Genomic DNA, 24,146 nt, shown 5'->3' with positions numbered 1-24,146 from the left:
TCGCACGTTCTTCGGTTAAGGAAAGGCCTTGCCGGAACCTGCACTAGTCTGTCTCGCACGCGCTGTTGACGGTTAATCTCACCGATTTTCCGGGGAATCACCCTCTTGAGATACTCCCAATGTTCGCGTTCCTCGGGGCTGGCGTCCGGCCGAACCATCCTCACCAATACTCCAACCTCGTCTCCCCCCCAGGCCGCGTCGGAAGCGGGAACGGCAGGCGGAATCTCGCGTGCGATGTTCGCCAGGACGGCTATCAAATCCCCGCATCGAACGGCGGCGACACCGTTTTCCCGAAGTTGTTCGACAAACCGCAAAACACACGACCGGCCTTCTTCCGACGTCGAGGACAGATGACGGACGCCTTCCGTCAGGACGGCGGATGTTCGGGCGGCGTTCTGAACGACTTCAGGGGAAACAGGCGGGGCGCCCGGCGAGGATTGGGAGAACCGCACGACGGATTCGTTACTGATCTTGCCGTTTTCCGAGTTATCGATGACGAGTGCCCCCTTCGCGGAGGCTTCCAGGATCGCCGCCTTCGCGTTTCCGTACACGGCGTATCCGACGGGGTTATGCTTCTTTTGTCGTTCCAGCAGGAAGTTCCCCACGTTTCTGGAGATCAGACCGTCGATGTTGGGCTTGATCCTCAGTTGATTTTGAAGGCCTTGGATTCGGTCCAAAATCGCGAACATGTAACAGTCGGCAACGATATCCTCGAAGGCCCCGATCGCCGACCATTTTGATACGCCCGAGTATCCCAACACGCCCGGCGGGGCGATAAGTAAGTTCTTTTGACGCATTCGATTACGTAGAATCCGCTCCAAGGCGGGGAGCACGGCGTTGTGTGGATCACTGTCCGGGCCGAAATGACGGACGTGTTCGGTGAGCACGGAAGCCATCATGATTCACTCCTCCGGGTTGAGCCGGGCGAGTTCATCCCGGAGGTGTTGGAGTGTGGTCCCGCCCAAACTGCCGATATGCCGCTGGGGAAAATACAATTTCAGTTTGTGGAGACGAAAATACCGGGGCACCAGCTTAAAAGCGGTGTCTTTGAAGAGCCCGTTCTCGACAGTAGGGGAGACGGTCAAATAAGTCCTCGGATAGCGGACATTCTCCGCGTCGGTTCCCTGGACTAAAACACCTTCCCGGCTCGCGGGCAGATAATTCACACAGGCTCCGGGATGGTCGGTGGCCGAAACGACCTCGAACCCCCAGTGGCTGTTGGGAATCATCATTACCGCCCCCGGCAGATCGTGATCGGGCTCAAACGGTGGTGGTTCTTCGGCCTCTTCGGATGGCGAGAACGCCTCCGTTGAATACGCTGGATGATCGGACATGGTGGACTCGTTGGTTCGCCAATATTCGGTAAACTCGGACATCGGAGTCCGGGAACCGTTACTATTGGTGGGTCGTGTCGAATTCGAGTGCTGGGTAGATGTCCAGATTACTGTCGAACGAACATTCAGCCTAGTGCCTGTTCATGATTTTAAGCAGGGAATAAATCGTGCCTGACATGCCGCCGGACGATCTGGATCAGATTGAGCGCTGGCATTTTGCGATCGGCGGCTTGGACACTCAGCACGAAATCATGACCCTTGGCGGGCCGTTTCAACTTCGCCGGCTTCGCTCGTTTCCCAGCCACGAACAACTCGCGACGAGTCTCACCAGTCTTCCGGTGGCGGGTTCGATCGCGCTGTACGGCGAAAAAATCCTGCGGCACGAACTCGTCATCGACGCTTCCCGCTTCGAGGAAAACACCGAGCGGATTTTCCCGACCGCCGAGGCGATCCTGGCCGGGCTCCGCATTCGCACGGGGGCTGAGATCGTCTGCCCGGCAGTCTGCGAGCGGTCTTGGTCGGCTTTGCGGGCCACACCCCCCAACGGTTGTCGCGCCTTTCATTTCGAGCGGGGACTGTCGCATCACACGACGGCGGAGCCGAAACTTGTCTTGGCCGAGGACATCGAATGGGTGCGGCACAATCTGGCCGGACTCATCAAGCTCACCGGGAACGAGAGCTTTCAGACCGCTGTCGAGGCGCTATGCACTTACATGCTTGCGTCAAACGACCGGATGAAAGTGGCGCAACTGTGGGCGGGCGTGGAGGCCATCTTCGACATTGAGTACGAACTGCGGTACCGCCTTTCGACTCTCGCGGCCAAACTGCTCGGCTCGTCCGGCAAGGAAAGCCGGGCCGTGTATTCGGAGATGAAAACCCTATACGGCGAGCGTTCCAAAATCATTCACGGGAAACAGCTTGGCAAAAAAAAAGACGCCCATGAGGCCAAAGTTCGCGAGCATATTTCCCGGATCCGGAGCCGGCTGGCTCAATTGCTCACCAAACTGATCGCCCTCGGGAAAGTGCCGACCGAAGAGGAATTCGAGGAGATTCTCTTCGAAGAGTAAAACCCGGACATCATCGCAATTCACCTGTTATCTTCCATCAGTCGAATCATCGGCTCGGGCCGACACTTGAGGAATTCCCGCACATGGCCAATCACGGCGAAATGGTGACGTTCATCTGGGGGGTCGCGGACCTGATCCGGGACTCATTCAAGCGAGGGCACTATCAGGACGTCATCCTGCCCTTCACCGTCCTGCGGCGGATCGACTCCGTCCTGGCCCCGACCCGGCAGAAAGTGTTCGAGACGCACAGCAAGCTCAAGGGGAAGCTCGACAACCTCGACCCGCAGCTTTGCAAGGCGTCCGGGTTCGCATTCTACAACACATCGAAGTACACCTTTGAAACGCTCGTGAAAGAGCCGCAGCAACTGGCCGCCAACCTGCGGGCGTACCTCGCCGGCTTCTCGAAGAACATGGGCGACGTGATCGAGAAGTTCGACTTCCCGAACACCATCGCCAAGTTGGAGACGGCGAACCTTCTGTTCCGGGTGGTCGAACGGTTCGCCGAGGCCGACCTCAGTCCGGGCCGGCTGAGCAACCACGAGATGGGCTATGTGTTCGAGGAACTGATCCGGAAGTTCAACGAAGCCCTCGACGAGAACCCCGGGGAGCACTTTACGCCCCGTGAGGTGATCCGGCTGATGGTCAACCTGATGACCTCGCATGACCGGAGCGCCCTCCAAACGGGCAAAGTGATCCGCACCGTTTACGACCCGTGCTGCGGGTCCGGCGGGATGCTCACCATCGCCAAGGAACGCATCCAGGCGGTCAACCCGGCTGCCGACGTCCACTTATTCGGGCAGGAAGTCAACCCGGCGACGTTCGCGGTCTGCAAGTCCGACCTTTACATCAAAAGCGCCGATGGCCGGGATGCCGACAACATCGCGTTCGGCAGTGTGCTGTCGCAGGACGGCCACGCCGAACGCACCTTTGATTATCAACTGGCCAATCCCCCCTATGGCAAGGATTGGAACCTTGACCAAGACACGGTGCGGGCCGAGGCGGCGCGGGCCGCCAAGAACCGCTTCGAGGCCGGGTTGCCTCGCATCAACGACGGCCAGTTGTTGTTTCTGCAGCACATGCTCGGCCGGATGCGCCACCCTTCCGAAGGGGCCAGCCGGGTGAGCATCATCATGAACGGCTCGCCGTTGTTCACCGGGGACGCCGGGTCCGGTGAAAGCGAGATTCGCCGTTGGATTTTGGAAAATGACTACTTGGAGGCGTTGATCGCCCTGCCGAAGGATCTGTTCTACAACACGGGCATCAGCACATATGTCTGGGTCTTGGGCAACACGAAACCCACAGGACGGCGCGGCAATGTCCAGCTCATCGACGCCTCCGAGGCGTGGTTGCCCCGTCGTAAGAGTCTGGGGAACAAACGCCGCGACATCCCGGACGGCGTCGAGCGGACCGAGAATTACATCCCGCTGATCGTCAAGCTGTTCGAGGATTTCACGGATGGCACAGCCGCGATCCCGGCCGATGAACCAAAGACGCTCCGGTCCAAGATCTTCCCGACGAGCGCCTTTGGCTACCGCAAGGTGACTATCGAACGGCCGTTGCGGCTCAATTTTCAAGCCAGCCGGGAGCGACTGGCGAGGGTGGAAGAAACAAAGGCTTTTCAAAATCTGACCGCTAGCAAAAAGAAACGCCAAGAGGAACGGGACGCCGACGAGGCCGTCGGCCGGGAGACGCAATCGGCCATCCGAACGATGCTCGAGTACCTGCCTGACGATTTGATCACCGACCGGGCCGAGTTCTTGCCGTTGTTCCATGCGGCGGCCAGACGCGCCGGGTTGCGTCTGCCTGCTCCGCTCAAACGGGCCATTCTGGACGCCCTGAGCGAACGAGACGAATCAGCCGCCATCTGTAAGGACGAAGAAGGCAACCCCGAGGCTGACCCGGAACTGCGAGACACCGAGAACGTGCCCCTCGGCGAGAGCGTGCCGGAGTTCTTCGAGCGGGAGGTCAAGCCGCATGTGCCAGATGCGTGGATCAACGAGGACATCCGCGACGAGAAGGACGGCGAGATCGGCCTCGTCGGCTACGAGATCAATTTCAACCGATATTTCTACCAGTACCAGCCCCCCCGGCCGCTGGAGGAGATCGAAGCGGACATCAAAGCGGTCGAAGCCGATGTGCTGAGACTTCTGAAAGAGGTGGCAGCGTGAGCAAGAAGAAACCCGGCACCGGCAAAATTGTCCCGGCCGATGGATTTGGAGAAAATCCTCAAGAGGTCTCAAAGATATCTCGAGGAAATCTGTCTTCGCCCCATGGTCCGCGAGGGAGTTTCCGAATTGACAATCCCCACGACCCCGACTCAGACGCAACAAGCTTATCAGGCCGCCGAGCCGGAGGAGAATCAATGAGTGCCGAGACACTTGACACGACGACTGTTCGGCGGTGGAAACGGTATCCAGCATATCAGACAAGCAATGGGGCAACATGGCAGCCCGAAGTCCCGGCATCTTGGTCGATGTGCCGAATCAAATTTCTTGCCGTCAGCAATCCCTCCAAGACGGAAATCGGACGATTGGCAGACGACATTGCCGTTTCGTTCATTCCGATGGAACGAGTGAGTGAAGATGGAGTAATGTCACTTGAACTCACCCGCCCGCTTGGAGACGTTCGTCAGGGATTTACTTACTTCCGAGATGGTGACGTATTGGTGGCCAAGATCACGCCTTGCTTTGAGAACGGGAAAGGAGCACGGGCCGACCGGTTGGAAAACGGAATTGGATTTGGGACCACAGAGTTTCACGTTCTCCGACCACGAGTGGACATTGACGGGCGGTATCTCGAACTCATCACCCGCTTACACGCATTTCGTGAACGGGGCGTCAGCGAAATGACGGGAGCGGCCGGCCAACAACGGGTTCCTGAATCATTCTTGAGCAACTACGTTGCCCCCTTGCCATCTCTTCCCGAACAACGGGCGATTGCGGCGTTCCTCGACCGGGAGACGGATCGCATCGACGCCCTGATCGGGCACAAGGAGCGGCTCATCGCCCTGCTGGAAGAGAAACGGCAGGCGGTCATCAGTCACGCCGTCACGCGGGGGCTTGATCCGAATGTGCCGATGAAGGACTCCGGCGTGTCGTGGCTTGGAATGGTGCCGAAGCACTGGGAAATAAAGCGTCTGAAGTATTCAGTACAGTTTTTGAACTATCGTCGCATTCCCTTGAGTTCAGAAGAACGGGGTGCCTTGGAGAAAATCTACCCGTACTACGGGGCATCTGGGATCATCGATCAAGTTGACCGGTATCTTTTTGATGAACCACTCATCCTGATTGGTGAGGATGGGGCGAATCTCCTGAGCCGTAGCACTCCACTGGCATTCGTCGCGATAGGAAAGTACTGGGTGAACAACCACGCCCACATCCTCAAACCGAAATCAGGGCAGTTGGTGTATTGGACCGAGCGGCTCAACAGCATCAATTACGAACCATTTGTTTCCGGATCAGCTCAACCAAAGCTGACGATTGATGCTTTGGGAAGCATCGAGTTCGCGACGCCTGACACGCAAGAGCAAGTGAAGATCGCGAAATATGTCGAATACCAAGATGCCAAACTCGCTCCAGTGATTAATCGTGTACGCGATGGTATCGCCCGGCTTCAAGAGTATCGCACGGCCCTGATTTCGGCGGCCGTAACCGGGCAAATCGACGTTCGTGACGAGGTGACTCCATGAGCAAAGCAATCTCCGAACAGGCCCTCGAAACCGCCATCGTGGCCGATCTGATGAAGGTCCACTATATCCAGCGGCCGCCGTCCGCGTTTGACAAAGCGTTGTGCCTCGACCCCGGTCCGCTCATCGACTTTGTCGAGGCCACCCAGGCGAAAGAGTGGGCCAAGTTTGTCGCCCAGCACAAGGCAGATGCCCGCACCGTGTTTCTGAAGCGGATCGCCGAGGCCGTCGAGGCAGACGGCACCATGACCGTGCTGAGACAGGGCGTGAAGGCGACCGGGTGCAAGTTCCGGCTCGCGTTCTGGAAGCCGGAAACCACCTTCAACCCCGACACCGAGACGCTGTATCAGGCGAACCAGTTCACCGTGATGCGTCAGGTTCGCTACAGCGAGAAGACCGACCACAGCCTCGACTTGGTGTTGTTCCTGAACGGCTTGCCGCTGTTCACCGCCGAGTTGAAGAACCCGTTGAACGGGCAGGACGTGAAGGACGCGATCACGCAATACCGCCGCAGCCGCGACCCGCGCGAGCCGGTGTTCGCCCTCGGCCGCTGCCTCGCCCACTTCGCGGTCGATCCGTTTTTGGTCTACGTCGCCACACACTTGAAGGGGGACGACACCGTCTTCCTGCCGTTCAACCGCGGCGACGGCGACGGTAAGAACCGGGGAGCCGGGAACCCGCCCCCCAAGCTCGGCGACGGCTTCGGCACCTCCTACCTCTGGCGGGAGGTCTGGACGCGGGACAGCGTGCTCGACCTGATGCAATACTTCATCCAGGACATGCGAGACCGCGACGACCAAGGGAAACTCAAACGCTCCGTGATCGTGCCGCGGTATCACCAACTCGACTCCGTTCGCCGGTTGGTGACGCACGCCCGCGACTGCGGACCGGGACGGAACTACCTGATCCAGCACAGCGCGGGCAGCGGCAAGTCGAACTCCATTGCCTGGCTCGCCCACCGGCTGGCCTCGTTGCACGGCAAGGACGACAAGCGGGTGTTCGACTCGGTGATCGTGGTGACCGACCGCATCGCCCTCGACCGGCAATTGAGCCGAACGGTGACTTCCTTCGAGCAAACAGCCGGGCTGGTCGAGCACATCGACCAAAGCGGCAAGCAACTCAAAGAGGCGCTGGAGTCCGGCAAACAAATCATCGTCACCACGCTGCAAAAGTTCCCGGTGATCCTGACACAAGTCCGCAAACTCCGGGAGGACTGGGAGAAAAAACAGAAAGAGGAGGGGAAAACCCCCGAGGACTCCGGCAAGCCCGAGTTTTACAAGCTCAAGGGCTACACCTTCGCCTTGATTCTGGACGAGGCCCACTCGTCCCAAGGCGGCGACGCCTCCCGGGAGATGAAGGCGACGCTGCGGGTAAGCTCCGAGGAAGAAGACGACGAAACCCCGACCGATCTGGCCCTGAAGGACCAGAAGGCCCGCGGCCGGATGAAACACGTGAGCACGTTCGCGTTCACCGCCACCCCGAAGGAAGAGACGCTCGAACTGTTCGGCATGCCCGTGCCCGGCGGCGGCTTCGAGCCGTTCAGTTTGTACAGCATGCGGCAGGCCATTGAGGAAGGGTTTATCCTCGACGTCCTGAAAAACTTCGTCTCGTATCGCACCTATTGGACACTGTTGAAAAAAGTGAAGGAAGACCCGAAGTTCGACAAGCAGAAGGCGAGCAAGCTGCTGACCCGGTTCGTCGCCGAGAACCCCAAGACGATCCGCGAGAAGGTGGAAGTGATCGTCGGCCATGTCGCCGCGAAAGTGATCGACCAGATCGGCCACCGGGCACGGGCGATGCTCGTCACGGGTTCGCGGCAACAAGCGGTGGCCTACAAGCTGGAGGCAGACAAGTACATCGCGGAGAAGGGGTATCCGTGGAAGACGGTGGTGGCGTTCTCCGGCACGGTGACCGACGAAGGGACCAAGAAGGATTACACCGAGGCGGGCATGAACGGCTTCGCCGACTCGCAGACCGCCGCGAAATTCGCCACCGATCCGTACCGGCTGCTGATCGTTGCGAACAAATTCCAGACCGGGTTCGACCAGCCGTTGTTACACACGATGTACGTGGACAAGAAGCTCGCCGGGGTGAACGCCGTGCAGACGCTGTCCCGGCTGAACCGGACGATGCCGCCGTTGAAGTCCGACACCTGCATCCTCGACTTCGCGGACAACGCCGAACGCGTCAAGGAAGCGTTCGGCCGTTACCACGGGCAGACCAGCCTGGCCGAGGCAACCGACCCGAACGAGCTTCACAAGGTCGAAAGCGCGCTCAAGCAGTTCGGGTTTTTCTTCGCCGCCGATCTGGAGGCGTTCGCCCGCGAGTATTACAAGCCGCGGGTGTCATTGGAGAAGGTGTACGCCTCGCTGAAACCGGTGGCCGACCGGGCCGCGGCGGGGGACGAGGCCGACCAGAGGGAGTTCCGCCGCCAGTTGACCCGCTACGCCGAGTTGTACGCCTTCCTCGGGCAGGTGATCACGTTCGAAGACCCGGAGCTTGAGCAACTCTTCCAGTTCTGCCGGTTGTTGCCACGGTTGCTGCCCGTGCCCCGGGAGGACCAACCCCGCGAATTGCAAAAATTCGTCGACGTGAACACCGTCCGGCTGGTGCAGGCCGCCCGTGAATCGATCAGTCCCGAGCCGGGCAAGGGCGTGCTGGAGCGTCACAAGGGCGGGGCCACGGGCGGAAAGCCCGAGGAACAACTTGAATCCCTTTCGGAGATCCTGCGACTGCTCAACGACCGGTTCGGCACGACCTTCGCGGAAGAGGACAAGCAGTTCCTCGAAACGCTGGAGGTGAAGATCGACGCCGACGCCGGGATGGCGGCCAGCTTCGCCGTGAACACCCGCGAGAACGCCCGCCTGACGTTCGACCACAAAGTCCGCGACCACGTTCAGGACATGATCGACACCAACTTCAAGTTCTTCAAGCAGATCAACGACAAGCCCGAGTTCGCCGACTTCCTGAATGACCTGCTGTTCGACCGCTATGCGGAGCGAAAAACCCAGGCGGACCCGGACGCGTCGTGAGATGCGGAATGAACGAGCATCCCGATCAGCCATTTCACGCCGGGTTGGCCGATCAATCTGGCGCTGAATGATCTTTTTCCCGCCTTCCAAGCAAGTCCGACGACAAATCCGGATTCTTTCCGGCATCCCCCGTTACTGATCTTCAAGCGACAAGAAGTTTCATGCCGCCATCGGCCAGCGTGGCCGACGGTCGTCAAACGAGTTCCCTCCGAGGAGACGGGGAGGAAAACATGCGGCAAGCAAGGCCGCCGGGGGTGGTTCAAATGGCTGATGATGCCGGTCTTGAACAAAGGCTGAACGAAATCCGGGGCAATTCGCCGAGACGCACGCCGGACGTGCGGGTATTGGCCTCATTCGCGCAGAACACCACCTGCCGCCTCGCCACCCTGGGCTTCGCCGCCGGAGTGGATTTCGACCGGCTGTTGACGGGAACACGACTCCAAGCCGTTTTCGGCCTGTCGCCGTTTTCGATCCTACGCGGTTTGACATTTGAAAAATCGCTCCGGAAAGACGACTACTTCCTGACGCGGGAGCTGCTCCGCGAACCCCTCGGGTTTCCGGCCAGCGGAGCCAGAATCGTGAACCTGCGAGAGGGGTTTCCCGCGGGAAACGGGCGCATGCCCGCCCGGTTGAAAGCGACCTCCGGGCTCATCTCCGAAATTATCCAAGGCAAGAACAACGCCGCGAGATTGATCGACGGGGCGGTTCTCACCGGCAACATCGGCGGACTGCCGGCATTCTTTGAGGCCGACGCCCTGGCCGTGGACGGCCGGGCAAATGAAATCCGGGTTGCGGAGGTCAAGTCGTTCCCCAAGGTGGATGACCGGGTTGACCCCGATCAACTCGGCGCGGCCTTGGACCAGGCCGCTCTTTACGTCATGCTCGCCCGCGAAGCCGTGGCGAATTTAGGCGGCGACCCGTTGCTATCGGTCAGCGACCGCGCGCTGGTCATCACGCCCCGCAACGTCGGCTTGTCGCCGACGCTTTCGGAACAGCGGGTGTCGGCGCGTCTCACCCGGCTCGGCCGGGTACTCGCCGGCATTCCAAACGCCAGGGACGTGGCTGCGGCGACGCCCGCCGACATTTCCTTCGGCCCGGTGGCAAACGAGACGGCCGACGAGCGAACACGGCTCGACTCGTTGCATTCGATCGCCGATCGGGTCGGCACGGCCTATTCGCCCAATTGCCTGTCAACCTGCGGCAACGCCCGGTTCTGCCGCGAACGAGCGGTCTGCGGCGGTTCCCCGGCCCTGACCGGCTCGACAGTCGCCAGGTTGCTGCCCGAAGTGATCTCCCTTGGCCGGGCCGATTTGCTGGCCCGCGGCGCGACACCGACCCCGGCTGAAGTTCCCGCCGCCACGCTGTTGAAGACGGCGGGTCGACTCATTGACGAGGTTCTTTCACCGGCCCCCGCACGGAGCATCGCATGAACCATCTTGATGTCGCCCTCATGGCCCGCTCTTTCACATCGGGCCGGGGGGTTCGGAGCAGTCTGGTTCGTCATCGTCGGCTGGTTCCGAAACCGATCGCCATCGTCCTTTGGCAGCTGGGCGGGGAGCCATTCTCGGCCGCCGCCATCGGGTGGGGAAACGAACATGCCAGCCTCCAGACGGCCGTGGCCGGTGAGCCTCGCAACCGTGGCCTGGCGTTTGGCGCTTTGCTGGAGTTTGCGAAATGGTTCAATCCCCGGTTCGAGGAGTGCGCGGCCGACCGGGAGACGCTGACCAGAGGCGACTACAGTTTCACAGTTTCGCGAACGGCTCCGCAGATCCTTGTCGCGAACTCCGCGACGGTCGAATTACTCGGCAAACTCGGCCGGCGGCTCGCCTATTTGCCGACCGACGGTCCCAACGCGGTCGATCCGATAATTGTCCGTCTCGGAAGGCATCTGAGATTTCTATGGGATCATCACGCCAGCCCGGGACAGCAGATGATCGTCGCCATGACCGACTTGATGAACGCCCACTGGGTGACCGCCCAGTCAGGCCCCGAGCGCCAGTCATTGCCGGCGCTGGAGGCGTTCATTGCGCCCCCTGCGGGAGTCAGCGGGTTTGACGCGGCGGCCGGCGCAGAAACGCTTCCCGCCGGGCCGGCGCCGGACGGAGATGACGAGCAAAGGCTTATCCCGCTCGTGGAGGAGTTCAACGCGAAACGAAAGGGAAGCTCGGACCCCGCAACGGTCGGCCCGTTCCTCGATCCCATCAGGCGACATTACCAGCCGCTCCTGCGCCGGACGTGGGATTTGCTCTGGCGTTGCCGGGAGCGGGAGTTGATGTTGCCGGAGGCGGATTCCGTCGGCAGACGGTGGGATTCCGACCGGCAATCGTACACCTGGCACATGGACTGGCTGGCCCGCAACGGCTTGAGGAAAACACGCCAGTCGCCCCGGCAGGCCGCGACCTCGCTCCGGAACACGGAGGAGGCCGGACGCCTTTTGGAAGCCGAGGAAGCCTGCGACGACCCGTTGCGGATGGCGGGGTATGTGCTGGCGAACAAGGCCGTGCGCGGGACGGTCAGCCATGTGGATCCGGACCACAAGGAACCCGGTCCCAAGCGAATGGTCCTCCGGCCGCTGGTCACGTTGCGTTCCCCGGATCCGTGTCTGATCCCGGTCGGCCGCGAACTATGGTGGACCGAACAACCCACCGGCCGGGAGTTTGTGGTCGAAGAAATCGGAGACGCGCCGAACGGCGGCTCGGACATCGTGCTGAAATTGATGACATCGACGGCGGCCGCATCGCTCCCGACGGTCGGCCGGAATGTCTGCTTTTCGGTTCACTCGACAAAGCCGGAGTGGCTGGGCAAGCTCCCGTCCGAAGATCCGTGGACGCATAAAGCCTCTTCGTTGCCCCCGCTGCCCCAACCAATTGAAGAATCCGCAACGGAGGACCCTGCAAATGGCTGATCGCTCAACCGCCACCCCGGACATTTATGACGCCGCGGCCGTGGCCTCCGCGGAGGCCGTCTCCGACGCGGCGATTAAACACCTGCTGGAAGGTGTCGGCGGACGACGTGGGGTAATCGTCACCGCGCCCGCCGGTGCCGGGAAAAGCTTTCTGGTGGCAACCGCCGTGGAGCGGGCCCGGGCTCGGGGACTTCGGGTGGCCGTGGCCGCCCCGACGAACGAACAGGCGTTCGGTTTGGTGAGAACGATCGCGACTCGCTATTGCGCCGAAGGGAAAGACCGGAGCGTGACATTTGTCCCGGCCAGCACGGTGACGCTCCCCGATCCGGTGCGGGAGCTTCAAGGGGTCCGGGAGGAGAAATCCAAAGAGGCGAACGGTCAAAACCTGGTCGTCGGCACCCTGAGCAAACTCGGGGATGCTTTCGCCCGCGGCGACCTTGGCACATTTGACGTGCTTTTGATCGACGAGGCCTACCAAGCCGACTCCGCGAAATATTTCGCGGTCGGCGGCCTGGCCCCTGTTCATCTCCTGGTGGGCGACTCCGGCCAGATCAGTCCGTTTGCCACCGTCGCCGATCCCGGGCGATGGCGGGGCCTGCCCGAAGATCCGCTGCAAACGGCCGTCGGCGTGCTCCGGCACAACCACCCTTCCACCCGCGTGCACGAACTGCCGATCACTCGCCGGCTTGACGCACGAGCAACGACGATTGCCCGGTTGTTTTATCCCGGGCTCCGCTTTGACGCGGCCGTCCTGCTCGGAGTGCGGGAACTGCGATTGGGGCGGGGAGGAAGAAGGCAAAATCGCCTTGACGCCGTTCTTGACATGGCGGCCGGCCATGGATGGGCTCACGTAGAATTGCCCCGAGCCGCCGTTCTCCAAGCCGACCCCGAGGCACTGGCTCTGATCACTGACTTGGTCGGCCGGCTGTTCGACCGAAGCCCGAACGTCCGATGCGAGCGCGTTCCCGCGCTGGCCGCCCTCCCGCCGGAACGCGTGGCCGTCGGCGTCTGCCACAACGATCAGAAGGATCAACTCCGGGCCGCCCTTGACGCTCGCGGGCTCGACCGGGTCGTTGTCGAGACGGCAAACAAGCTGCAAGGGCTGGAGTACGAAGTGGTGTTTGTCTGGCACCCCCTGTCGGGTCTGCCAGAGGCGGACGAGTTCCACCTCGACCCAGGCCGGCTGTGCGTGCTCCTCACCCGCCACCGTCAAGCCTGCGTCATCGTTGGGAGAAACGGCGACCGCGAGTTGCTTGACGACCGGCCTCCACCGCCGACATCCGCATTTTTGGGGTGGGATCCGGACCCGTTGCTTGACGGGTGGGAAACTCATTCCGAAGTGTTTGCCGCACTTGAGCATTATCGTCTTGGTGTAAGGTAGAAAACCATCAGCATTTGCCGGATGTTTTCTTTTGCGCAGTAGTTTCCAAATTTGAGTTCTGATGAGCACTTGGGAAACCAAGGATATTGTCGCTGGAGCACCCATTTTTTCGCCAGTTTACAATATCACTGGGTGTCGGCTCGAGACTCCTAATGCGGTAAACATCATAAAGGAGCATCCAGGTTCACTCCCATACGCGTCACCATCACGCTTCATGTGGCAACGCCCGAGGCGGTCAGCATCGCCGTCGCCCGCTGGAACATCTCGCCCCGCAGGTCGCGAAGCCGTTGCCGGAAGACCGGGTTCTGCAGGCGGCGCTTGACCGTGGCGACGCTCGACCCCGCCTTCGCGGCCGCCGCCTCGTAGGAGGCTCCGCAGGCCAGGGCCAGCAGCAGTTGGTCGTCGACTTGTTTCTTGGGCCCCCTGGCTCGGCCAGTCGCAGTTCGGCTTTGCGGATCTTCGGGTTCTCCGTCCGATCCGAGTCAAATGCGATGAACACTTTCCGGCTCGCCCAGGCAATTGAATCGAAATCCCCCGGCGGCCGGCAATTGCTGCTCCAAGACCAGATTCCGTTCAGCCCGATGGTCAGAAACTGCTCCTGGCACCCGCACAGGCTTTTTTTCTCCCCCTCGGTGATCAGGATCGGATCACCGGACTGGTGACGTTCCCGAACCAACTTCGGGAAATGGAGTCGCGGCGGACGCCCTCGCGGCGCCTCGTACTTTTGCGGCTTGTTCTTCTTTGGGTTGACTCGCGGCTTTTCAGGCTTTACCCGCGAGTAGCCCGTCGGCGAGCCGTCCAGGTTCCAATACGGGAACACCAGGCAACAACCGATCGCCCGATGGATACCGTCCCAGCCGATTCAGCGATGCTGGCGGCGTTGGATTCCGAATACAGCCCGGCCTCCTCCCAAGTCTGGCGACTCAGCGAGGACTCCTGCAAATCCCGGACGTGTGACGGGTGAGTCACCTGGCGATTTGGATGCCGACCGCTCATTGCTGTCTCGCTGGGAACAAAGATTTCCTTCAACCCCGTTGGTCCGCACTGTCGGGTTGCCCGGACGGCGACGATTTGCCGTCTCGCGTGCTTAAAGCCTTGGAGCGTGACGAGAACGCGGATCACGTGGCGCGACGACCGTCTGTCCGCCGCAACTCCCAAGCCACACCGGGCAAACACCTCGCGCATCCCGTGTAACCGGTCCCGCAGCGTCCGACGGGGAACGCCGAGCAGTCGGGAAACCTCGGCGACCGAGTGCCGCATCAACAGTCCGGCCAGTTCGATGGCCTCGGGAGGTAACTGTTCCATGACGGTGCGGACATCCTCGCGGAGTTCCCAGGCGTGTTGGGACCGGTCGGGGCGAGGGGTGTCTCGATCAAATGCCACCGACAGACGACGCCGGTGAATCGCCAGGCGTCGGCGTTTCCCGAGTCGCCGACGGCGCAATGTTTTGGAATGACGGCCGACGACGGTCCTCAGGAACAACCTTGCGGGCCGCGGCTCGAATCGAAGCGGTGTGCCGACAGGAAGATTTTGAGAAGGAGTTCCTGTTCCAAGTCCTCCCGTTCGCCGGGGAGGCCGCCTGGCCCGGCCAGGAGATGGCAGTGGTAGCCGACGAGCCGTTTCAACCAGTCCGACGGGAACTCATCCCGCGCCGCGTCAGCCGGCTTACCGTCCGTCGCGGAGGAGATGTCCTTCCAAAAACTTGAAGCCGGAATGGGTTCGGTCGCCCGCGAGGACGGACCCGCCTCGCGAGGACTCCGGGAGTTGCCCCGATCGTTGCCGTCGGGCGATTGGTATGGAAGAAGACGATCCACGGCTGGCATCTCCGATACGACGCGGATCGGAACCGGGAAATGATCACCGGCTTCTCCGCGTCGCGGCTGAATTCAAAAAATTGCTTCGATCGGCCGTCATCGGACGGCCATTCACGTCACTTCACGATCCGCGACTTCACTCCCTCGTTGTGACGAACAACCGAAACGGCAACCCACCTTTGATCTCGACGGAGACCGCCGTCCCGTCGGGCAGTCGGCCGAATTCGGCGATCAGCTCGATCACTTGGATCTTCAACTGGTGGTTGCCTGATCGGCCGGCGAGTTCGAGTTCGCGGGAGAACCGGACTTCCCGCGTGGCGGTGTGGCCTTCGTCCCACGCCGCGCCGCCTTCCCCGGACTGTCAGGCCTTCGATCTGACCGTAGTGAATCTCCGAGCAGAGTTCCGCGAGCCGCCGAAGCTCCGGCGGCAGGTCGCCGATCCGGACCTCGGAGAACCGGTCACGCGAACGGCCTGCCGCCCCGCCAGATTGTCTTCCGACCATTGATCTCTCCCGTTCCACGGCCCGTCGGCTTCCGGCGGACCTCGTCTTCAAGTTCCAGTCAGTGTCTTGTCCAAATTGCCCGAGACCGACCGTACCAAAGCTTGGGGGTGCGTGTGGCTACGCCCCAGACTACCCGCGACCGTTTCAATTTGGCTGCTCGGTTGCCCAAAACGATCATGTCAAATCGCTCGCGGTGGGTTTCCACTGGTGCCAATACCCTCACCGTCGACACCGCCATTCACAGACTGTCGGAGATCTCAGGCCTCGACCCGGTGATCGAACGCGGTCCAAGAAGCGGCCGACATTGGCGGCGATTCTCCGCCGCAGGTTGCCCGAGTCATGACATGGCGGTTGCCCGAGACAACCGCCATGCCCGCCTTGTCATGGGTATGCCACGTCGTAACCAATTGACAAAAACTGTTTGTGATCCAAAAACCCGTCCTCCTTGAGGGCGCAGACTGACACGTCCCCGGGTCTGCCCGCTTTGATCGGTGGCGATAGCACTTGTTGGGGCGTGGGTCGGGGCGAGGAATTCCGCGTCCCGCGCACCGCAGCACCTTCTGGAGCATCGCTTTGGAGGGGTGCGAACCTCGGCCCCGCCGGTCGCCCCGTGGCAGAGCATCTGCGTCTGGACCTCTCGGAAGGTCTTCGCGTCGATGATCGCCGCGTGCTCCCCGGCGTGCAGTTCGTCGCGGTACTGGATCTGGCCGGTGTAGACGACGTTGGTCAAGAGCCGGCGCAGGCTGGTGCGGGTGATCGCCTGGCCGCCCCGCGTCGTGCCCCGCCGGGTCACGGTCCGCTTGTTGGCCCACCCGCGCCGAGCCAGTTCCTGGACCACCGGCAGGAGCGACCCGTGGTCCAGGCACATCCGGAACATCGCCCGCACCCGTTCGGCCTCCTCCGGGTTGATCACCAGTTTCGAGTTGACCGGGTCGCGGTCGTAGCCCAGGGGCGTCAGCCCGCCGACCCATTTGCCCTTTCGCCGCAGCGCCGCCATTTTGTCCTGCGTCCGCTCGCCGATGATCTCCCGCTCGAACTGGGCGAAGGACAACAGCATGTTGAGCACCAGCCGCCCCATGCTCGTCGCCGAGTTAAACTGCTGCGTCACCGCCACGAACGACACCCGTTGCCGCTCAAACTGGTCCATCAGCCGGGCGAAGTCCAGGAGACTTCTGGACAGGCGGTCGACCTTGCAGATGACCACGCAATCGACCTTTCCGGACGCCATGTCGTCGAGCAGGCGTTTAAAGGCGAGCCGGTCCATGCTCCCGCCAGAGTAGCCGCCGTCGTCGTAGCGGCCGGGGAGCAGCGTCCAGCCCTCGTGCCGCTGGCTGGCGACGAAGGCCTCCCCGGCCTCCCGCTGGGCATCGAGGGAGTTGAACTCGGCGTCCAGCCCCTCCTCCGACGACTTGCGGGCGTAGACCTCGCAGCGGACCCGCCCACCGTCCGGGACCGGCAACATCGCCGACGTGCGTCGGCTCATGACTTCCCTCCCAGTTTGAAGAAGGCGAACCCGTTGCAGTGCGAACCCGTGACCGACTTGGCGACCGCCGACAGGGAGCCGAACGTCTCCCCGTCGAACTCGAACCCGTCCGCGGCGACCGTCACCCGGATCGTCCGGCCCCGGTACACGGGGGTAGAACCGTCCCGGCCGGGGGCACGCGCCGATCCCGTGTTTGCGGGAGTGCCTGTGACGACGGGACCGGTTGGCCCCCGACGCCCCCCGGTTCGCCCGACGCGTTCTTGGGCGGGGTGAGGCGCAGGTCGGCGTCGTTGATCGCGGCCACCCGCTGGCAGGCCCGTTCGCTCAGGTCGCCTTCGGCCAGTGCCTGGACCCGCCAGGCGAACGGTCGTCTGGTTAACACTCGGAGAACTTATACACGCCCGGGGCGGGTGGTGGCGGGAGAATGTGGTGAATGAACGCCACGCAGACCAACGTTACAATGGTCGGACACAAAGTGCGACCGAACGAAAAACACAAAAAAATCACGCTCCCAAACGCTCGCTCCGTCTGTTGACTCACTCTCGGGTGCTCCGGGAGAGCGAGAGACTTTTTCGCGATTTTCGAGCGGGGTTCGCATCGGGGTGGCGATTGCTCTGTCTCGAACTGGAGCGAACGGGAGTTGGATGGGGGTGGCGAAAATCTCCGTAAAATAAGTCCGGAAACGCAAAAACACCCGGAGGTTTTCTCCGGGTGTTCTCAGTTAAGTGATTGGCAGGAGGTTTTCACCACCAGTTCAATCGACTCCCCGTGCGAGACTGTTTTCAAACTTGAGTTCGACACCAACTCTCGGCAATCCAAGGCACTTGCCTCCGCAATCCCGTATTTTTGTGTGGTTTTACGATGTCATCGAAGCTCGAAACGACGACGTTTCCGATGGAATGGGTTGGTCTCGCGGCCCGGATGAGACGGATTTCAAACTCTCCAATCATCTCTTTCTGTTAACCAGCCGACCGACTCTTCCTTCCCGTCAAAACTCAACTTGTGCCGGTTAACAGACGGAGCGACAAAAAGATCGTCCGGGGTTCCCGCCAGCCGAGTCTCCCGGTGGCTGATCTCCATCATTGGTCTGGGTCGCAAATTGGCGCAAATCGCAGAAGCCCGAATCGGTCGATTGAGTTGAAAAAACTCCATCCGATTTGGGTGGCAACGTTTTTGCGCATCGCGTGCGGTGACAAACCCTTTTCATGGTTTCTTGCCTGTTGGCGGTTTCAGATCGTCGAGGATGTCGTTGATGTCTTTCTTGTCTGCTTTTGGCTTCGTCAAATCATCGGGGCCGCCGAATTTTTCCTCGACTCCGACCCGCAAGCCATGGAAGCGTGCGTGTCCCCACTGATGCGGGTTCAGTCTTGCTTCCGAAGGCGTGTCAGCGGTCACCAACGCCCCCTTGTTCGCCCAGTAGATTCGCCGCAGAACCTCCGTGCCGTCCGGCCCCGCCACCAACACCCCCCAGTCGAACTTCACACGGACGCCATCCATTGGCTTTAGCCCCAATTCCGCAAGCGGAACCGAGGCTTCCACGATGATCTCGCCACGATCCGTCTGACCTCGAACCATCCGCACATTCGTCAGCGTCTTCACTTCATCGAAGACTGCCTCTCCGACGGGTGAAACGACCCGCCACTTGCGGTCTGCGGCTATGCCGGGCACCACCGCGCGATAAATCACAGCCACCGGTTCCTTGCCGCGATAGGTCAACAGTAATCGAATGTCGCCGGCGACCGCGGCCTTGCGGTTTGGATCAGCGTTCGGATCGGTCGCCAAGTGAACGTCGAGCGCCGCCCCTGTTTTGAAGAGACGATCCCAATCACGTCCCGAGTTTGCCAGCGGTCCGAGGTCGCGGAGCATCCAGCCAAGGTACAAGTTGCGGTCGTCATACCCGACTCGCAACTGAGCCCCTTCGGGCATCGTGGCATCGGCCGGGCCCCACCCGGAGAGCTTGCCGTCGAAATCGGGAGCCTTCTTCAAGCGATACACATCCAGAACCGGGGCTCGTGTGAACAGGTCGGCCGATTGGCGTCGAGCATCCCATTCCTGGGCCTTCTTCAAATCATCGGACGTCACGGTAATCGTGCCCGTGATGCGTTTGAACTTCTCCAGTCCTTGCACCTCCACGATGCTGAGGTGGTTGTGCCCCGCGATTGCGTAGAATTTGCCGTCCACCTCCGAGCGGCAGAAGTAGCCGTTAAAATGTTCTTCGCCGAGCGACAGGTTCGGCAACATCATGCCACGGGCATGCTCCTTCATGCTCCACGGACGAACCGCCGGACTGCGGTAATCGTGGAAGATTGGCCCCGCGAGCAGACCATCCTTCGTCCAGATGTTCCAGCCGCCTGCGTTGGTGTGAACCACCGTGAATTCGCCGAGATCGCCCGGACTGTTCGCCATGCCGAGGATGCCCAGTTCGGACACGACCTGATCTGTGCGCCACGGCTTCGCCCCGTGCAACGCATCGCCGAACGCCCCTTCCTGCGGGTACGTCCAAGTCACGGCGCCATCGGCCGACATGCCTGCGACCGCATCTTTGTTCGACCCCATGCGGAAGTAACTGCCATCCTCGAATCGCTGAACGAACTCGCCCTTCGCAGACGTGCGCACTTCCTCGTACACCGGCACGCCCGTTGGCAGGAACTCTTTTACGCGATACCGGAACGGACCGGCTTGCACGCCGAGATCACGGTTGAACAGAGTGATCGGCCCCATGTCCTTGGGCCGAGGTGTGAGCGTCACTTCCTTCGCTTGCACAATTCCGTCGCCGTTGCGGTCGGTCCACATGAAGCGGAGTTGCGGCAGCGCAACATTGCCGAGTTCCGAGAGAACAGTCGGATCTTTCAGCGGGGCGAACTGATCGGCGTTGCCGAAGGCTGCGGCCATCTTCTGCTTGCCGTCGGCATACAGATAGACAATCGCGAGTTGCGATGAACCGCCCATGAACGTGCCGCCGTAAGGGCGCGTCACAAGGTAAGTGCGGTCGTTCACACGAACCGGAACTTCGCCCGGCGGCGTGGAACCATCCCATGTGAAGTTCTTGATGCGAGACAGACCGGTCTTGGGGTCGATGGCAAACTCGAGCGGCCCGAGGAAGACGCGGGTGTTGTCCCACGGGTCGAGCGTGCCGGCATTGCCGTAGGTCGTGGTGCCGAGGTGTTCACGCTTGAAGGCGCCGTCGGTGCTCCAGACAGTCACCCGTTTCGGGTAAAATGCCGCGTCCACGATCCAGAGTTGATCGCTCTTGTCGACGGCAATCGAGTTCGCGCCCCAGTGCCACTTCTCGTTCCACGCCCCGACGCGGTAGCCACCCGCGTCGCCAATCGTGCGAAGCAGTTTCCCGGCCGCATCATAAACGCGAACATTCTTGCGTTCGGAGCCATTGTCGAACACATAGATATTGCCGTGGCGGTCGCACGCGATGGCCGTCGGCTTTTGCAGATCGGTGACGACCGGCTTGTGATCGTCGCCCTTCGTGTCAACGCGAACCACCCTCGCCCCCGAAATAGCGTACAAATCCCCGGCGGGGGCAGTTGCCAGTTGTCCGGGTTGTTCGATTGGGATGTTGCGAACCAGCTTGCCGTTTGCGTAGGCTTCAATGCGTTCCGTGAGCGATGAATCGACTTTCGGCTCGCCGCCGAGATAAGTGAGTGCCGCGACGCCATAGATGCGACAGCGGGCGGGCTCGATGTTCTGGCCGCCTTGGTCAACGCGAACGCCGTCGGCGCCGAGGCCACCGACATCAAGCCATTGCTTCACGACTCGCAGACGCGCCGCACGAGTCTTGATTTCGCGGCCAAAATCGACATAGCCGTCCATGTAACGGGCGGTGAGGTTGCGGTCGTCGCTGGGGTGATACCAGTTGCGGCGTTGCTGATGGTATTCGGAAACCGTTTCCCAGCCCGTGGCGCTGTTCAGGTCGATGGCTGCGTCAGCGGGGCCTGTGAACACATCGATCTTCGTGACGGCGCCGTCGATTTCCTTGATCGCCAGCCCGCGCAGCGGTTGTGGTTTCTTCCACTCCATCAGGAAAACGCCCGGATCGGTTTCGGTCAGTGGTGTCGTTCGTTTTGCATCCCACGAACCATCGGCCGCGACCTTCCCGGAACTCACGCGAATGGTGGCTTCGGAAGCGACGTTCGCGAATCGGCGGCGAAGCAACTTCATGCCTTCCAGACGGCCCTTCCACATGCCAGCCTTGTTGCCAAGCAGATCGTCAGGCTTTTTCGTGGGGTCGAGAAAATCGTCGCGGCCCTTGGGTTCGTCGAGGACGCGAGCGAGCGGGTCATCCTCGGCAGCGGCCCCCCGAGCGAATGTGATTCGGAGCGCCTTCGCCATCGTATTTGGAGGCATTACGGCGACATCCCATGCCGTTTTTCCAGCCGGAACGGGCAGCCAGTCCGCATCCTTCTCCGGGTTTGGCGGGAAAGCGGCGCCGTCTTTCAACACACTGAGCGTCACCCGCACATCCTTGTCCGGGCACGCCGGATGGACGACGCTACCCAGCGAGATCGGCCGGCGAAACGCGAGCACAAGGTGCTGCTTCGGCCGCGAACTGCTCTGCGTTTCAAGGAACGGCGAAACACCCTCGGCCGCGCCGCCGGGGGGCGTGCCGGTGAGGCGGAAGAATCGCAAATAATCGTTTCGCGGATCGGGCGGGATGTCTTCTTTGAAGCGTTTGCCGCGTCGCTGAGGGAGGATTGGCGAACATGCGTCGAGGTCTGCATCGTCGGCAGAAGCCGCGTTCGCGAGCCACGTCGCCGCCGACCGAACCGACAGGTAGAGGTTGCCGTCATGGGCCGCGAGCCCCGACATGCCACGAAGTTGACCACCGGCCGCTTTCAGCCGCAGGAGTTGCTTCACTTGTTTTGAGTCGGCGTCCACAGTCCACACGAACTCGTCGCCTTCGGGAGCCGCGACGTAGATCGTTTTGCCGTCAGCCGCGAGGTACTTCGGGCCGGTCATGGCACCCGCGAACGAGTGATGTCCCCACTTCTTTTGACCGTCGAGATTGCACTCGATCAGCGACACGCCGCTCTCGGCGCCGGGGGCTCCGAGGAACACGCGGTCACCCAACACGCAGGCACTCGTTGGTTGCGTGTGGTCCGCGAGCCAGCCGCCGCTGCCCGCGTCGCCGTTGAACCACGGCGAGTTGTCCGGCGCATGGCGAAGCGTGTTCGGGTATACCGTCGTCTCGTACCGATGCTGAATGTCGGGCCACGTCAGGGCGGTCCAAGTGTAATTGCCCGGCGACACAAAACGGCCTTCCTCGTCCTTCAAATCCCAGCCAATCGACTGATTGCCCGTTTTCAATGGCACGCGAGCGATGAGGTTCTTTGCGCGGCGACCATCGGGGCCATTCACCGCAATGGTGACATTGCGATCTTCTTCAAGTTTGAAAGCGACCTTCCACGGCGCCGGTTCGTCAGCGGCGACCGGCGGAGGGGGCGCCGCCGCTTCGCCCAGATCACTCACGGCATGGAAGCCATCCACTTTTGCAACCGCGCCGCTTGATGTTTTCAGGAAGGTGACGCGAAGGCCGCGAGTCGCAACCGGCGCCGACAAATCGAGCCAGCGACCGCCATATGGCGAAGCCGTTTCCGTGAAGTTCTTCAGCTTCCGCCATTCCTCTGCGGTGCCCGCAAGCGGATGAACGGCCGCAGGGCCGGCGTATGCTTCGATTTCGTACTTCTCGGCGTTCGAGTGCAACCAAATGCGGGTGACGGTCTGCGGGTCACGCCAACAGAGTGAGAACCACGACGGGTTGATGTCGCTCACGGCGGCCGCCGGCACATAACCGCGACCGTCTTTGCCGACGTTCACCCACCCGCCGATGCCCTTGGGGATGTTGCTGGCCGGCGTCGGGCAATACGACATTTCCGGCGGGGTGTATTCGCGGTCGGCGTAGGCAAAAGCTTGGGGAGTCACGCTGTGAAGTCGGTCACGGAAAATGCGGACATCTCGCAACGACGATTCGTCTTCCTTGCGGCGCACCTTTTCCGAGATCAGCAGTCCCCGCGTTTTTGTGCCAACGGGCAACGTGAAGAGTCGGCCGCCGGCGTGATTTGTCGGCACCTCAATGACTGTCCAGTGTTCCGCAATTGCCGGATCACCCGGATATGGGGCGTCGGTCTTCAACACACGCAACTCAACCGCACGCGGAACGAACACCGTGCCAACGAGCGTTGGAGTTGCGAACGCGATGCGATAGTGGAAGGTGTCGCCATTGTCGGTTTCGGGCTTGCCGGCCCGCCACGCGGGAGGCTGCCGCAACGGCCCGCCGAATAACACGGCAAGCTCGTCTGCTGTCGGAGCCCGGCCTTCGGTGCCGCGGTAACTGCGACAGTTCTCGGCATCAAGGTTGCGAACGGTGATGATCGCAGGAGACTCGGCCGAAACAGGTATGGCTGAGGCAAGAATGAGAAGCGAGACGAGACACTCTTTGTGGCGACCGATCATTGGCAGTCTCCGAAGATAGGTAGCACAGGCAGGAAGAATATGCTACGCGCGCCCCTTCCCGAGCACAAGAGTTCGCATCAGGAGTTCTTGCGAGTGTGAGTTCACTCGCTCTAATCACATTTCGAGGCGATGATGTCGAATCGCCCCTAATCAGGGATTGAAGTGTTTAACTCCGAATTCGGGAATCGCGGGAGGGAATCGAACTCATCTGACGCTGCCGGGTCGCCAACGGTGAGCGACTCCGGTATGTTCCTCGCGGCGATTACGAGATCGTTTGCCACGAGAAACTCGGTGGCTTCATCAAGCACGGCGAGCGGCCTGAATCTTTTTGAAGTCAAAACCGACCTTTCTCGGGCAGTTCCATGCACCGAAATGATCATCGATTCTGCTCGACTGAGAAACACGTCCCCAAAGTGACATTCGCAGAACCCAGAATGGGTCGATTGAGCCGAAAAACTCCGTCAAATTCGGGTGACA

General features: G+C 61.3%; 16 protein-coding genes. 7 read left to right on the top strand and 9 right to left on the bottom strand.

All coding sequences use genetic code 11. The annotated features are described in order from the left end of the window. A partial coding sequence (locus tag BGIM_RS65030) for a hypothetical protein (protein ID WP_162136302.1) occupies window positions 1-899 on the bottom strand: 899 nt, incomplete at its 3' end. A 3-nt stretch (window positions 900-902) separates the two neighbouring features. Continuing rightward, window positions 903-1,334 carry a hypothetical protein gene (locus tag BGIM_RS0130545; protein ID WP_157369544.1) on the bottom strand — a complete coding sequence of 144 codons (432 nt, stop codon included), beginning with the start codon at window positions 1,332-1,334 and terminating at the stop codon, window positions 903-905. A 167-nt stretch (window positions 1,335-1,501) separates the two neighbouring features. Here BGIM_RS0130545 and BGIM_RS0130540 point away from each other — a divergent pair, with 167 nt between their 5' ends. From BGIM_RS0130540 to BGIM_RS0130505, 7 genes are all read left to right on the top strand, one after another. Beyond that, the gene (locus tag BGIM_RS0130540) at window positions 1,502-2,401 is read left to right on the top strand and encodes a HEPN domain-containing protein (RefSeq protein ID WP_157369543.1); all 900 of its coding nucleotides are present in this window, start codon (window positions 1,502-1,504) and stop codon (window positions 2,399-2,401) included. A gap of 83 nt (window positions 2,402-2,484) precedes the next feature. Continuing rightward, window positions 2,485-4,569 (top strand): type I restriction-modification system subunit M, encoded by a 2,085-nt coding sequence (locus tag BGIM_RS0130535; RefSeq protein WP_020473478.1) that lies wholly within the window; start codon window positions 2,485-2,487, stop codon window positions 4,567-4,569. Window positions 4,570-5,288: 719 nt separating this feature from the next. Next, window positions 5,289-6,089 (top strand): restriction endonuclease subunit S, encoded by an 801-nt coding sequence (locus BGIM_RS63505; protein WP_157369542.1) that lies wholly within the window; start codon window positions 5,289-5,291, stop codon window positions 6,087-6,089. Then, on the top strand, window positions 6,086-9,118 hold the full coding sequence (locus BGIM_RS0130520) for a type I restriction endonuclease subunit R (protein ID WP_020473475.1): 3,033 nt from the start codon (window positions 6,086-6,088) through the stop codon (window positions 9,116-9,118). Before BGIM_RS63505 ends, BGIM_RS0130520 begins: the two co-directional genes overlap by 4 nt. 230 nt (window positions 9,119-9,348) lie before the next feature. After that, window positions 9,349-10,548: a hypothetical protein gene (locus BGIM_RS0130515; RefSeq protein ID WP_238537749.1), complete on the top strand. Its 1,200-nt coding sequence runs from the start codon at window positions 9,349-9,351 to the stop codon at window positions 10,546-10,548. Further along, window positions 10,545-12,023 (top strand): hypothetical protein, encoded by a 1,479-nt coding sequence (locus BGIM_RS0130510; protein WP_020473473.1) that lies wholly within the window; start codon window positions 10,545-10,547, stop codon window positions 12,021-12,023. Before BGIM_RS0130515 ends, BGIM_RS0130510 begins: the two co-directional genes overlap by 4 nt. After that, window positions 12,016-13,404 carry an AAA family ATPase gene (locus BGIM_RS0130505; protein ID WP_020473472.1) on the top strand — a complete coding sequence of 463 codons (1,389 nt, stop codon included), beginning with the start codon at window positions 12,016-12,018 and terminating at the stop codon, window positions 13,402-13,404. Before BGIM_RS0130510 ends, BGIM_RS0130505 begins: the two co-directional genes overlap by 8 nt. 235 nt (window positions 13,405-13,639) lie before the next feature. Here BGIM_RS0130505 and BGIM_RS68395 read toward each other — a convergent pair whose 3' ends face one another. The 7 genes from BGIM_RS68395 to BGIM_RS0130460 form a co-directional block, all read right to left on the bottom strand. Further along, window positions 13,640-14,224 carry a DUF3854 domain-containing protein gene (locus BGIM_RS68395; RefSeq protein ID WP_072022289.1) on the bottom strand — a complete coding sequence of 195 codons (585 nt, stop codon included), beginning with the start codon at window positions 14,222-14,224 and terminating at the stop codon, window positions 13,640-13,642. After that, window positions 14,173-14,709, bottom strand: coding sequence for a hypothetical protein (locus tag BGIM_RS63500; protein ID WP_020473470.1), 537 nt, complete (start codon window positions 14,707-14,709; stop codon window positions 14,173-14,175). The genes BGIM_RS68395 and BGIM_RS63500 overlap by 52 nt, the downstream gene beginning before the upstream one ends. A gap of 167 nt (window positions 14,710-14,876) precedes the next feature. After that, window positions 14,877-15,218, bottom strand: coding sequence for a hypothetical protein (locus tag BGIM_RS0130490; RefSeq protein WP_020473469.1), 342 nt, complete (start codon window positions 15,216-15,218; stop codon window positions 14,877-14,879). An 840-nt stretch (window positions 15,219-16,058) separates the two neighbouring features. Further along, window positions 16,059-17,204, bottom strand: a complete 1,146-nt coding sequence (locus BGIM_RS53150; RefSeq protein WP_020473467.1) for a recombinase family protein — start codon at window positions 17,202-17,204, stop codon at window positions 16,059-16,061. After that, on the bottom strand, window positions 17,201-17,329 hold the full coding sequence (locus BGIM_RS67335; RefSeq protein ID WP_157369540.1) for a DUF2924 domain-containing protein: 129 nt from the start codon (window positions 17,327-17,329) through the stop codon (window positions 17,201-17,203). The genes BGIM_RS53150 and BGIM_RS67335 overlap by 4 nt, the downstream gene beginning before the upstream one ends. Continuing rightward, complete coding sequence (locus BGIM_RS67330) at window positions 17,326-17,586, bottom strand: hypothetical protein (RefSeq protein ID WP_157369539.1); 261 nt, start codon at window positions 17,584-17,586, stop codon at window positions 17,326-17,328. Before BGIM_RS67330 ends, BGIM_RS67335 begins: the two co-directional genes overlap by 4 nt. 821 nt (window positions 17,587-18,407) lie before the next feature. Continuing rightward, window positions 18,408-23,669 (bottom strand): NHL repeat-containing protein, encoded by a 5,262-nt coding sequence (locus BGIM_RS0130460; RefSeq protein WP_020473463.1) that lies wholly within the window; start codon window positions 23,667-23,669, stop codon window positions 18,408-18,410. Window positions 23,670-24,146 lie beyond the last annotated feature (477 nt).

It is taken from the genome of Zavarzinella formosa DSM 19928 (assembly GCF_000255705.1).
Taxonomy (GTDB): Bacteria; Planctomycetota; Planctomycetia; order Gemmatales; family Gemmataceae; genus Zavarzinella; species Zavarzinella formosa.
Note: the sequence above shows the minus strand (reverse complement) of the source record. Positions and strands in the feature narration are given on the sequence as shown.

Bases quoted from the DNA above. Each gene is read 5' to 3' on its own strand.
- BGIM_RS0130545 (WP_157369544.1), bottom strand. From the start codon at position 1,334: ATGTCCGATCATCCAGCGTATTCAACGGAGGCGTTCTCGCCATCCGAA.
- BGIM_RS0130535 (WP_020473478.1), top strand. From the start codon at position 2,485: ATGGCCAATCACGGCGAAATGGTGACGTTCATCTGGGGGGTCGCGGAC.
- BGIM_RS0130520 (WP_020473475.1), top strand. From the start codon at position 6,086: ATGAGCAAAGCAATCTCCGAACAGGCCCTCGAAACCGCCATCGTGGCC.
- BGIM_RS0130515 (WP_238537749.1), top strand. From the start codon at position 9,349: ATGCGGCAAGCAAGGCCGCCGGGGGTGGTTCAAATGGCTGATGATGCC.
- BGIM_RS0130510 (WP_020473473.1), top strand. From the start codon at position 10,545: ATGAACCATCTTGATGTCGCCCTCATGGCCCGCTCTTTCACATCGGGC.
- BGIM_RS0130505 (WP_020473472.1), top strand. From the start codon at position 12,016: ATGGCTGATCGCTCAACCGCCACCCCGGACATTTATGACGCCGCGGCC.
- BGIM_RS63500 (WP_020473470.1), bottom strand. From the start codon at position 14,709: ATGGAACAGTTACCTCCCGAGGCCATCGAACTGGCCGGACTGTTGATG.
- BGIM_RS53150 (WP_020473467.1), bottom strand. From the start codon at position 17,204: ATGAGCCGACGCACGTCGGCGATGTTGCCGGTCCCGGACGGTGGGCGG.
- BGIM_RS0130460 (WP_020473463.1), bottom strand. From the start codon at position 23,669: ATGATCGGTCGCCACAAAGAGTGTCTCGTCTCGCTTCTCATTCTTGCC.